Annotated in this window: 10 protein-coding genes; 9 read left to right on the top strand and 1 reads right to left on the bottom strand. The window is 30.2% G+C overall.

All coding sequences use genetic code 11. The features are described from left to right. The first annotated feature begins 252 nt into the window (after positions 1-252). Positions 253-2,061: a chloride channel protein gene (locus B4G36_RS11560; protein WP_291064111.1), complete on the top strand. Its 1,809-nt coding sequence runs from the start codon at positions 253-255 to the stop codon at positions 2,059-2,061. 7 nt (positions 2,062-2,068) lie between these two features. Here B4G36_RS11560 and B4G36_RS11555 read toward each other — a convergent pair whose 3' ends face one another. Then, positions 2,069-3,790 (bottom strand): transcriptional regulator, encoded by a 1,722-nt coding sequence (locus B4G36_RS11555; protein ID WP_291064110.1) that lies wholly within the window; start codon positions 3,788-3,790, stop codon positions 2,069-2,071. A 362-nt stretch (positions 3,791-4,152) separates the two neighbouring features. On the opposite strand from B4G36_RS11555, the gene B4G36_RS11550 reads away from it, so the two are divergent. The 8 genes from B4G36_RS11550 to B4G36_RS11515 all read left to right on the top strand — a co-directional run bounded on the left by B4G36_RS11550 (position 4,153) and on the right by B4G36_RS11515 (position 12,213). Continuing rightward, positions 4,153-5,142: an LLM class flavin-dependent oxidoreductase gene (locus tag B4G36_RS11550; protein ID WP_291064109.1), complete on the top strand. Its 990-nt coding sequence runs from the start codon at positions 4,153-4,155 to the stop codon at positions 5,140-5,142. Between the two features lie 42 nt (positions 5,143-5,184). Beyond that, on the top strand, positions 5,185-5,640 hold the full coding sequence (locus B4G36_RS11545) for a hypothetical protein (RefSeq protein ID WP_291059380.1): 456 nt from the start codon (positions 5,185-5,187) through the stop codon (positions 5,638-5,640). A gap of 39 nt (positions 5,641-5,679) precedes the next feature. After that, on the top strand, positions 5,680-6,651 hold the full coding sequence (locus B4G36_RS11540; RefSeq protein ID WP_291064108.1) for a polyprenyl synthetase family protein: 972 nt from the start codon (positions 5,680-5,682) through the stop codon (positions 6,649-6,651). A gap of 3 nt (positions 6,652-6,654) precedes the next feature. Further along, positions 6,655-7,644 (top strand): GSCFA domain-containing protein, encoded by a 990-nt coding sequence (locus tag B4G36_RS11535; protein WP_291064107.1) that lies wholly within the window; start codon positions 6,655-6,657, stop codon positions 7,642-7,644. Further along, positions 7,634-8,401: a TatD family hydrolase gene (locus B4G36_RS11530; protein WP_291064106.1), complete on the top strand. Its 768-nt coding sequence runs from the start codon at positions 7,634-7,636 to the stop codon at positions 8,399-8,401. Before B4G36_RS11535 ends, B4G36_RS11530 begins: the two co-directional genes overlap by 11 nt. Before the next feature lie 50 nt (positions 8,402-8,451). After that, the gene (pyrH, locus tag B4G36_RS11525; protein ID WP_115000992.1) at positions 8,452-9,162 is read left to right on the top strand and encodes a UMP kinase; all 711 of its coding nucleotides are present in this window, start codon (positions 8,452-8,454) and stop codon (positions 9,160-9,162) included. 8 nt (positions 9,163-9,170) lie between these two features. Beyond that, positions 9,171-9,725, top strand: coding sequence for a ribosome recycling factor (gene frr / locus B4G36_RS11520; protein ID WP_115000990.1), 555 nt, complete (start codon positions 9,171-9,173; stop codon positions 9,723-9,725). A 76-nt stretch (positions 9,726-9,801) separates the two neighbouring features. After that, positions 9,802-12,213 carry a DUF5686 family protein gene (locus tag B4G36_RS11515; RefSeq protein ID WP_291064105.1) on the top strand — a complete coding sequence of 804 codons (2,412 nt, stop codon included), beginning with the start codon at positions 9,802-9,804 and terminating at the stop codon, positions 12,211-12,213. The last annotated feature ends 32 nt before the right edge of the window (positions 12,214-12,245 follow it).

Genomic DNA, 12,245 nt, shown 5'->3' with positions numbered 1-12,245 from the left:
ACAAGGGGAAGATTACAATTGTAAAAATGCTTTTAATGAATATTCTTTTATTTAGTGAATCATAGAAAAGTAAATAATTTATAAAAGTGAATGTTTATAGATCATTGAAGTTGATAACATTAAATAGTTATTAGATGATTAATTATTTTTTTTCTCAAAAATTTTATTCTTTTATGTATTATTGGTTTACTTTTTGTGTAATTCGTGGCAGTTAAATTAGGCAATAAACAAAAGGTACACTATTTTTGGAGTATGCGACTTTCTACAAAACAAAAGTTTTTTCAATACATTAAAAAATCATTTAATTTTTTTCAAAACTTGTTGAACCTGTTAAAATTAGTTTTATCAGAGCGACAATTTTTGTATTTATCGTGTATTTTGGTAGCTATTTCATCTGCTTTTGCAGTGATTGTGCTAAAAACTTTTGCGCACAATGTTTTTCAATTTACTATTTATATTAATAATTTAGTCAAACTGCCTTACATCAATAGTATATTACCAATTATAGGTATTTTGTTGACGGTTTTTGTAGTGCAGAAATTTTTGGATGGTTCGATAGAAAAGGGAACTTCTCAAATCATGATTGCTGTAGCTAAAAAATCTGGAATAATGCCTAAAAAACAGATGTATGCTCAGATTTTAACGAGTTCCTTAACAGTTGGTATGGGTGGTTCGGCTGGTTTAGAATCCCCAATTACAATTACTGGAGCAGCTTTTGGTTCTAATTATGCACAATATTACAGATTCAAATACAAAGAAAGAACACTTTTGTTGGCTTGTGGTGTTGCAGCTGGTATTGCGACAGCATTTAATGCTCCAATTGCAGGTGTTTTGTTCGCGATAGAAATTGTATTAGCGGATATGAGTGTTACTGCTTTTATTCCTTTATTGTTATCTTCTGCAACAGGAGCTTTAATAGCCAATTTAACATTAAAAAGCAATATGTTATTATCCTTTCGTTATGCGTTAGGATTTGATTATCATAATGTTATTTTCTATGTGATTTTGGGTGTTTTGGCGGGGTTTGTTTCAGTTTATCATGCTCGATTATTTCGTAAAGTAGAACATTTGATAGGGGATTATTCGGATAATGTATATTGGCGAGCGATTGTCGGAGCGGGAAGTTTAGCGATATTGATTTTCCTTTTTCCAACTTTATTTGGTGAAGGTTATGAGAGTATAAAATATTTAGCAAATGATGAAGCCGGTTTTATTTTAAATAACTCTTTATTAGAGAGTTTTAGAACAAATCAATGGATAGTTTTAGGATTTGTTTTTGTCACAATTTTAATAAAATCTATAGCAACAGGTCTAACTTTAGGAAGTGGAGGAAACGGAGGAAACTTCGCGCCCTCTTTATTTGTTGGGTCTTATCTTGGCTTTGTCGTTGCAAAATTCTTTAATTTAATCGGTTTCAAAGAAGTTCCTGTTGGTAATTTTACAGTTGTTGGAATGGCAGCTGTTTTGAGTGGGTTATTTCATGCGCCATTAACAGCAATTTTCCTAATTGCCGAAATTACGGGAGGTTATGGATTAATTATTCCCTTAATGATTGTTTCTTCAATAAGTTTTGCAATCTCAAAACGATACGACAAATATTCGATGGATATATACGCAATAGCAGAAAAAGGAATTGTTTTTACATCTGATAAAGACCGAAATTTGTTCAATAAAATTGATTTGTTTTCGATTTATATCAAGAATATCAAAACATTGACAGTTTACAATTCAATTGAAGATATAAAAGAAATTTTTTCTACTACAACACAAGACTTTATTCCAATTCTGAATGAAGATAATTCGATTCATGGAATTATAGTTTTAGATAATATTCGATCATTTATTTTTAATGATACTATTGATAAAAGCTACTTAGAATGTATTACAGAAGCACCTTCGACATCTATTTTTACGAATGCTGCAAACGTGATGAAAATGATGGAAGCAAAAAAAATAGATTATATTTTACTCACTAAAAAAGGTAAATTTGAAGGTTATGTAACCGAAAGTTTATTATTAGAAAGTTATCGAAGTAATTTGAATAAGTTGAGAATTGAATAATTCTTTTTTAATCATTATTATTATGAAAAATTTGATCAAAATTTTTATATTTCTTTTTTAAGCGTTGTTTTGCCTTTTTGACTGAATCAGCTGAAATTCCTAAGATTTGCGAAATTTCTAAATTGTTCAAGCCTAATTTTAACAAATAAATAGTTCTCAAATTAGATTCGGTTAAAGATGGAAAATTTTGAGAAAGATATTTTACAAAATCTTTTTGTTCATGAGCAAAAATATTTTTGAAATTTCCCCAACTTTCGTCTGTCATTAAATGCGAATCTAAGAGATTAACTAATTCATTATATTGTTTTTCTTTGTTTATGGTACTTGAATTGGAAATAGAATTAATTTCATTTTTTAATGTAACTATTTGTTTATTCTTTTCAGACAAATATGTTTTATATGATTCTAAAGTTTGAGCGGTTTTATTTAACTTATTTTCAGACTTAAGTTTATCATTTTGAATAGATAATATTTTATTATCGTATGTGGAATTTTGTATTTTTATTTTTCTACGATAAGAAATTATTACCACTAAAATGATGATGATTAATAGAAAAGAAATAAGAAATAATGCATTTTTTAGGATGGTTGTTTTCTCTTGTTCTGCTTTTTCTGCTTCAAATTTAAAGTTGAAATTATCTTGTTGAATTTTCCAATTAATTTCATTAATCACATTTTGACCATCTGTTTTTTGCAACTCTAATTCCAATTCATCCAATTTTCTTCGGCTAATTAACTCCTCATTGATATTATTGTTTTTTACAGCAATTTCTAATAAGATTTTATAAATGTCATATTCAAAACTGTTCAAATAAATTTTCTGAGAAGCATATTCTTTTGCTTCATTCAAAATTATTTTAGCATCATCAATTCGATTTAATTGCAAGTACAATTTTCCCAATTGAATATTTGCATACATTAAATTTCGAGCGTTTTTTAATTTTTTAGAAATTTCAATATCTTTTTTCAAATTATCAATCGCTAAATCGTACTGTTTGTTGAGAATATTTATAGAGGCAATATCACCTAAAGCTTTTGCATATCGAATTTCGTCCTTATTTTGAATTGCATATTCTTTTGTTAATTCGAAGTAATTATTTGCTTTATTAATATTATTTTTATTCATAAAAACATGACCAATCGCATTCAGAATTGTTCCATATTCGTGGTCCTTTTTGTTGGTGTATTTTAAAGCTAACAAAAGATATTTTTCACTTTTATCAAATTCTTTTACATTCATAAAGTAAAATGCATTCTTTTTGTAAACATCACTTTTAGAAAAAATATCCTCATCTTTTGTTAAGTCGAGAAATTTTGATGCTTCCATAAAATATGGATAAGCATTTTGATATTGGCTAAAATTATAATAGTAATATCCAAATTGTGTGTTCACCCAAATTTGTAATTCTGGTGAGTTAACATTTTTTGAAACTTTTAATGCAGACTCAAATAACGAATTACTTTTTTTGTTTAATTTATCGTTGGTTTGTGCATAAAGATTAGCTAAATAAACTTGATAAATTGATTTTAGACTTTTTGATAAAAAAGAAGTTGATGAGATATCTAATTTCTTGAAATTATTTTGCAATTGAATAGAATCTGTCACATTTTTATTCTGTTCGATGATTTTTTCAATAAGAATACGTTCATCATTTTTACTAATAGAACTAAATGATGATAAAAATAAAAAAGGAAAGAGTAGGAGCGTAAAAAAAATAGAAACTTTCAATATATTATTTTTTCAAATATAGACCGAAAAAATTGTAAATCTTAACAAAAAATTGAATTATTTTTATGTTTTACTTCATTTTCAAAGTATTGATATTTAGATGAATATGAAATGTCCCCCCAGTTGTCCCCCCTCTAAATTGAGTATTTATTTTTTTAATTATCTATTTTTGAATTAAGTATCTCGAAAGATTACTAATCTATCATCAAACTATTAATTAAAAATTTTAGACTCTTCAACTACTTAAACCTATTTATAAATCCAATTACAAAATTATCTCCTCCATAATGTATGTTATGGGGGAATTTTTTTTGAATTTTTTTTTTGTAATTTAGTTTAATATTTTAATTAGAAAAGAACGGATGAGAAAAATAAACTACTCAGTGTTGGATTTGGCTTATGTAAGAGAAGGAGATACATTAAATCAAACGTTCAAAAACACTTTAGATAACGCAAAATTTGTCGACGAAATAGGGTTTAGTCGTTATTGGTTATCTGAACATCATAATATGCAAAATGTTGCGAGCGCGGCAACTTCTTTATTAATAGGCTATGTAGCAAATGGAACTTCAAGGATTAAAGTTGGTTCGGGAGGAATAATGCTTCCTAATCATACTGCTTTATCAGTTGCAGAACAATTTGGGACTTTGGATGCGCTTTATCCAAATCGTATCGATTTAGGTTTAGGTCGTGCGCCAGGAACAGATCAATTAACGGCTTCCATTTTACGTCGTGGTGATAATTTTATGAATTACGATTTTGAAGCTGAAATCAAAAATCTACAAAATTATTTTAGTTTAGATAATAAAGAAAGTAAAGTGCGTGCGATTCCTGGAGAAGGTGCAAATGTCCCGATTTATATTTTAGGATCAAGTACAGATTCGGCTTTTTTGGCGGCTAAATTAGGTTTGCCTTATGCATTTGCCGGTCATTTTGCGCCACAACAATTTTATAATGCGGTAGAGATTTATCGTTCTCAATTTCAACCTTCAGAATTTTTGCAAGAACCATATACGATTGCTTGTGTCAATGTAATTGCGGCGAATACAGACGAAGAAGCACATTATTTATCGATGTCGATGTACCAAGGTTTTTTGAATATTATTACTGATAAACGCCAACCAATTGTTCCGCCAGAAAAAACACAGTTAGAATCGGCTTCGCCTGAGCAAAAATATATGCTAAAAGGAATGACAGCTTTGTCTTTTATTGGAAGTAAAGGTGCTTTGGCGCAGAGTTTAGATGAATTTATTTTTGAATCTAAAATTGATGAAATTATGGTTTCAACAAATGTTTTTGATCAAAAAGCAAAACGAAAATCGTATCAAATTGTAAGTGAATTGTTTCGTTAAATGAAATCAAAGAAATCAATCTCAAAGTTCAAGTATTATTCAATGTTTGTTGATCAATTCAAAGATCAATTGACGATTGTTTTGATGCTAAATCTTGTTTTATTTTTTATTGCAAACCATTGGAGTTACCTTGTTCCGGAAGAATTTTTGTTTGTAAGTCACAAAGATATTTTTGGCTTATTTAGAGAACAATTTGTGCTGAATGAATTTTTTGAGGTATTGGCTTATACTTTTTTGGGCGCTTTATTTATCCATTTTGGAACATATAAAATGAATAAAATCTGGATTTTTAGGCTTAATGCGTTGCTTTTAGTAATTGTTTCCACTTATTTTTGGACAATTCCTTTGCTGCAAAGTGCTGAGATTGTTTTACAAAAAGGTCATCCTTATTTTATTGCTGCGATTATTGGTCAAATTCTTTTGTATTTGATTGTCGGAAACGAATTTTTAGGTTCAATCAAAAATAAAAGAAAACAACCCAAAATCAATCATTCTTAGTTATATTTGCCAAAACTTAATTTTTACAAAAATCAAACTATGTACTCATTTGATAAATTTCACGAATTAATTGCCGAAACAATCGATAAAAATCCATTTTCTAAAAATCCAGAAGAATTATACGAACCGATGGATTATATTTTGAATATTGGTGGTAAAAGAATTCGTCCAATTTTGACTTTATTGGGAACTGATTTGTTTGATGGTGAAGTTGAAAAAGCATTGAAACCTTCGTTAGCGATTGAGTTTTTTCATAATTTTTCGTTGATGCACGACGATATTATGGATAATGCCTCATTAAGAAGAAGTAAAGTAACAGTTCATGAAAAATTTGGATTAAATACAGCGATTCTTTCTGGTGATGCAATGTTGGTAAAAGCATATCAATATTTAGAAGATTTAGAACCTGAATTATTTAAACGTTCGACAAAATTATTTTCTAAAACTGCTTTAGAAGTTTGTGAAGGACAGCAATTAGATGTGAATTATGAAACAAAATTGAATGTTTCATACGAAGATTACATCAAAATGATTTCTCTAAAAACGAGTGTTTTACTTGGTTGTGCTTTGAAATTAGGCGCAATGATTGGAAATGCTTCGGAAGAGGATTCGGATAAATTGTACCAATATGGTTTGAATTTAGGAATCGCGTATCAATTGAAAGATGATTATTTGGATGTTTTTGGTAGCCTTGAACATTTAGGTAAAAAACACGCTGGAGATATTTTCGAGAATAAGAAAACGATTCTTTACATTTCTGCTTTAGAAGCGGCAAACGAAGAAGAAAAAGAGGAATTATTATATTGGTATAGCTCAAATACAGATAATATCGATAAGGTATATGCGGTAGAAAAATTATTCAGAAAACTGAATGTTAACCGTAAACTTTCAACGTTAATTAGAGAATATACGAATAAAGCGCACAGCTATTTGGATCAAATTGATGTTCCAGAAGAACGTAAATCTTATTTGAGAGAATTAAGCGAAGTTTTAATTGATCGACAAGGATAAAAAATGCAATTTCGAACGACTTTTCAAATTCAATCTTCTGATTTTAAACTCAATCATCAACACAAAATATTGACGATAGGCTCTTGTTTTTCAGATGAAATTGGAAAGCGTTTGACCGATTTAAAGTTTGATGGATTAATTAATCCATTTGGAGTGATTTTTAATTCGAATTCTATTCAAAATTTAATCGAAAGAAGCATTCAAAAAAAATATTTTACAACAGCTGATGTACATCAAAATGGAGAAGAATTTTTCTGTTTCGATGTACATTCTTCGTTTAATGCGTTGACGAAAGAAGCTGTTCTAGAGGAATTAAATTCGACTTTAGATCAAGTTCATGATTACATTCATTCTTGTGATGTTTTGATGATTACATTGGGAACATCGTGGATTTATGAATGGAAAGAATCTAATCAAGTTGTCGCAAATTGTCATAAAGTAGAGGCTAAACAATTTGAAAAACGATTATTAACAACAGAAGAAAATCTAAAATCATTGGAATTAATTGTTTCAGATTTGAAGAAAATTAATCCAACTATTCGCATTATTACAACAGTTAGTCCTGTTCGTCACACAAAAGATGGAATGGTCGAAAATAATGTAAGCAAAGCGAGATTGTTAGACGCTTTATATCAATTAAGTCTTCAAAATAATCAAGTTGAATATTTTCCATCATATGAATTAGTTTTAGATGATTTGAGAGATTATCGTTTTTTCAAAGAAGATTTGATTCATCCATCGAAACAAGCCGTTGATTATATTTGGGAAAGGTTTTCGGAGACTTATTTCGAGCAATCAACGCAAACAATTATTCAAAAAATAAACAAAATTATTTCAGCAATTAATCATCGTCCTTTTAATGAAGAATCAGAAAATCATCAACAATTTTTAGTAAAAACGATTGAATTGATAAATGCATTAGAAAAAGGAAATCAACTTGATTTTTCAACTGAAAAAGAACTTTTGAAATCAAAAATAAAACATGTTAATTGATACACATACACATTTATATTCGGAGCAATTCGAGAATGATATAGATGAAGTAATTGCGCGAGCAAAGCAAAATGGAGTAGAGCGATTTTATTTGCCAGCAATTGATAAAAGTTATACGGAGAGAATGTTGGCGTTAGAAGCAGCACATCAAGATTCGATGTTTGCGATGATGGGTTTGCATCCGTGTTCGGTTCATCCAGATACAATAGAAGAGGAATTGACTCATGTGCGCGAATGGATTGATAAACGTCCATTTAAAGCGATTGGCGAAATCGGAATTGATTTGTATTGGGAAAAAGAATTTCTACAAACGCAACAAGATGCTTTCAAAACGCAAATTGAATGGGCGAAAGAAAAGAATTTACCAATTGTGATTCATTGCCGTGATGCTTTCAACGAAGTTTTTGAAGTATTAGAAGAAGTGAAAGATGAAAAATTATTCGGAATTTTTCATTGCTTTTCTGGAACAAAAGAAGATGCACAACGCGCAATTGATTTCAATTTGAAATTAGGAATTGGTGGAGTTTTAACCTTCAAAAATGGAAAAATAGATCAATTTTTAGGTGATTTTGATATTAAACATATTGTTCTCGAAACAGATTCACCTTATTTAGCTCCAGTTCCGTTTCGAGGAAAACGTAATGAAAGTAGTTATTTGACAAATGTTTGTGATAAGTTGGTCGATATTTATCATCAAACACCAGCTGAAATTGCAGCAATTACAACAAAAAATGCGTTTGACATTTTCGAACGTTAGGATAAATCAGAATAGAAAAATTATATTTGCAAAAGAAAACCTTTGACAAGATGAAATACAAAAGAATATTACTTAAATTGAGTGGTGAAGCATTAATGGGAGATTTACAATATGGTATTGATCCAAATATGCTGAAACAATATGCGCAACAAATTAGAGAAGTTGCAGAACTTGGTTGCGAAGTGGCAATTGTAATTGGAGGTGGTAATATTTTTAGAGGTGTACAAGGTGTCGCTTCTGGTATGGATCGTGTACAAGGAGATTATATGGGAATGTTAGCAACTGTGATTAACAGTATGGCATTGCAAGGAGCTTTGGAAGATGCTGGCGTTAATACGCGTTTACAAACGGCTATCCGTATGGAGCAAATCGCAGAACCATTTATCAAAAGAAGAGCAACGCGTCATTTAGAGAAAGGTCGTGTCGTAATTTTTGGTGCAGGAACAGGAAATCCATATTTTACAACAGATACAGCAGCGGTTTTGAGAGCAATTGAAACACAAGCTGATGTTATTTTGAAAGGAACTCGTGTTGATGGAATTTATACTGCAGATCCAGAAAAAGACCCAACAGCAGAGAAATTCGAAACAATTTCTTATCAAGAAGTTTACGATAAAAACTTAAAAGTAATGGATATGACAGCTTTTACTTTGAGTGAAGAAAATAATTTACCTATTATTGTATTTGATATGAATACAGATGGTAATTTGAAAAAATTAATTTTAGGAGATAACGTAGGTACTCTAGTAACAAATAAATAAATCCCGAAATGGAAGAATTAGATATTATTTTAGAAACGGCTAAGGAGCAAATGCAGGGAACTGTAAGTCACTTAGAGGTTGCATTCGACAAATTAAGAGCAGGTAAAGCTACTCCTGCAATGTTAAGTTCAGTTCGTGTTGATTACTACGGAAGTTTATCTCCGTTAACTCAAATTGCAAATGTAAATACACCAGATGCAATGACATTGAGCATTCAACCATACGAGAGAAATTTAATTCATGAAATTGAAAAAGCAATCATCAATGCTAATTTAGGTTTTGCACCTTCTAACAATGGAGATACAATTATTATCAGTATTCCTCCAGTAACAGAAGAACGTCGTAAAGAGTTGGTGAAAATGGCCAAATCTGATATGGAAACTGCTAAAATTTCTCTTCGTAATGCACGTCAAGATGCGAACAAAGCGTTAAAAGCTGTAAAAGAAGCTTCTGAAGACATGGTGAAAGATTATGAAACACGTGTTCAAGGATTAACAGACAAGTTTTCTAAGAAATTAGAAGAAGCTTTAACGAAAAAAGAAGCTGAAATCATGAAAGTTTAATCTTTCTTGAAAAAAAAATATTTTAAGGCAGCGTTTCGCTGCTTTTTTTATTTATTTGCATAATCAATTTCAAAAGATGAAGAACTATATATTCCTGCTAAATTTCTGTATTTCAATTGCCACATTTGCTCAAATTAAAGTGAGAGTATTCGATGCTCAAGACGAATTTCGTTTAACTGGTGCTAATGTTTACAGCGATACCAAACAATTTTTTGGTCAAACAGACGAATTAGGAGAATTGGATATTAATGATTCTGTTCATTTTATTGATATAATCAAAAACGGATATTTCTCAGAAAGTATTCAGACTGATGGTAAAAAGTTGGTGGAAATTATGATGAAACCTTCTTTCATTAGTTTGGACGAGGTTAGTTTTACGACAAATGATTCTGTTGGTCGTAATTTGATTATCAAAGCAATTCGCAATCAATCCAAAAATACAATCAGAAACGGAGGAAATATTTTCCTAAAATCATATACTAAATTTTGGAGCACAGTAAATAACGATTCGATTCCGTTTATCATTCAACCTCAAAATCACAAAGATTCTGTCAATAATCAATGGAAAAAATTGTTAGACAACAGTCATTTATTTTTGGGAGAACGTGCAATGGATCATAAAGTTTCGAAGCGTTTTGGACTAAAAAATATCGTGCAATCTTCTCGTATTTCTGGAATGCGTTCGCCTTTGTACGAATATTTGGCGATGCAACCAATTGCGTTCAATTTTGATCAAGATAAAATCAATTTTTTCTTCAAAGGAATTATTAATCCAGTAAGTCGCGAAGGTCTTTCGCATTACCGTTATGGTTTCAAAGAGGATATTTTTATTGATGGTCGAAAAACGGCTGTTATTAGCTTTTTCCCTTCAATCAAAACGGATAAAAGACAAATTAAAGGAACACTTTGGATTGATGATAGAACCTATGCTTTAATAAAAATTGAAGCAGAAAATACGATTTCAAATTATGTTGCAGAATTAGAAGCAGACTGGAAATTGAATAATGGTTCTTGGATTCCAAATCAACAAAAATATCGCATGGAAGCTGGTAATTTTAAGATTACAGAGAAATTAGCTGACGATGATTTTATTGATAAAAAAGAAAAAATTTGGATTAATCTTGAAACAACTTTCAAGGATATTCAAAATCCTGCACATTTCAAACGCAATGAATTTTTAGGATACGAAGACGAAATTTCTTTTCAAAATATGAACGAAAAGAAATGGGACAATGTGATGGAAGATTACCGTGATTCGTCATTATCAAACAAAGAACGAAATACTTATACGACAATTGATAGTATTGGCGATAAATATAAGTTAGAACGTCAAATGAAATTGATGAGAATCATCAATTCTGGAGGAAAATTATCGTTAGGAAAAGTTGATTTAGATTTAACAAAAATCTTAGCGTTTAATGATTACGAGGGTTTCAGACTTGGAGCCGCGTTTAATACAAACGAAAATTGGAGCGATAAATATTCATTGAATGCGTATTCAGCTTATGGTTTCAAAGATGAAACATTTAAGTTTGGATTTGGTGGAGATTATTATGTAAACAAACCTTATTCGGGACGATTTTTTGCAAAATACTCGCAAGATGTTTCAGCTTCTGGGAAAACGCCAATTTTATTGCAATCGAATTATACACGTCTAATTTCTGGAGCTTTTAGTAATATTTATAACCATGAATATTTTTCATATAAACGTTATTCGTTTGGATATGAGCAAGATATTTTCAAGAATGTAACTTTTAATATTTCGGCGAATTACGAAAAACAACAAGCAGAATTTGATTATTCTTTCCTGAATAATATTGGTTGGTACGATTTTTATAACACGCAATTAGCGATTCGTTTTGCGCCAAAAGACAAGTTTATTCGCACGCCTTACGGAAAAGTGACGGTGAATAGCGGGAAATCTGTTTTTTATGCAACGTTGACGAAATATTGGGATATTTTCAATTCTAACTATGATCCGCTTCGTTTCAATGTGTCTTATTTTGATGTGTTTGATACGCGAATTGGTAAAACAAATTTCAATGTAAATGCAGGTTGGATTGAAGGAAAAATGCCGTTGATGAATTTGTACGAAGGACAAGGAAATGCAAAACGAAATGACTTTTTGAATTTTGGAGTAGGAGGTTTAACGAACTTTGAAACAATGCGTCCTGGAGAATTTTATTCGGATCGATTTGTATCATTTCAGTTGAAACATATTTTTGCAGGCATTAAAGTTGGAAACAAAATTATTTTCCCACAATTCGTTTACCGTGGAGTTTTAGGTGATATGAAAGATAGAGCAGATCATCAAAATTTAGAATTCAAAACATTGAATTATTATTATCACGAAACAGGAGTTGAAGTAAATAATTTAATTTTCAAAACATTTGGATTGGGAGCATTTTATCGTTTAGGTGCTTATTCAGAAGAAAAATTCCAAGATAATTTCTATTTAAAATTAACTGTAAATTTGAATTTTTTGTAGGTATTTAGATTTTGTCATTCTGATTTCTATGA

The sequence above is a fragment of the Empedobacter sp. UBA3239 genome (genome assembly GCF_002362875.1).
In the GTDB taxonomy this organism is placed as follows: domain Bacteria; phylum Bacteroidota; class Bacteroidia; order Flavobacteriales; family Weeksellaceae; genus Empedobacter; species Empedobacter falsenii_B.
This window is presented reverse-complemented; position numbering and strand designations above follow the sequence as displayed.

Excerpts from the sequence above, each read along its gene's own strand:
- B4G36_RS11560 (WP_291064111.1), top strand. The coding sequence starts at position 253 with ATGCGACTTTCTACAAAACAAAAGTTTTTTCAATACATTAAAAAATCA.
- B4G36_RS11550 (WP_291064109.1), top strand. The coding sequence starts at position 4,153 with ATGAGAAAAATAAACTACTCAGTGTTGGATTTGGCTTATGTAAGAGAA.
- B4G36_RS11545 (WP_291059380.1), top strand. The coding sequence starts at position 5,185 with ATGTTTGTTGATCAATTCAAAGATCAATTGACGATTGTTTTGATGCTA.
- B4G36_RS11540 (WP_291064108.1), top strand. The coding sequence starts at position 5,680 with ATGTACTCATTTGATAAATTTCACGAATTAATTGCCGAAACAATCGAT.
- B4G36_RS11535 (WP_291064107.1), top strand. The coding sequence starts at position 6,655 with ATGCAATTTCGAACGACTTTTCAAATTCAATCTTCTGATTTTAAACTC.
- B4G36_RS11530 (WP_291064106.1), top strand. The coding sequence starts at position 7,634 with ATGTTAATTGATACACATACACATTTATATTCGGAGCAATTCGAGAAT.
- pyrH (WP_115000992.1), top strand. The coding sequence starts at position 8,452 with ATGAAATACAAAAGAATATTACTTAAATTGAGTGGTGAAGCATTAATG.
- frr (WP_115000990.1), top strand. The coding sequence starts at position 9,171 with ATGGAAGAATTAGATATTATTTTAGAAACGGCTAAGGAGCAAATGCAG.
- B4G36_RS11515 (WP_291064105.1), top strand. The coding sequence starts at position 9,802 with ATGAAGAACTATATATTCCTGCTAAATTTCTGTATTTCAATTGCCACA.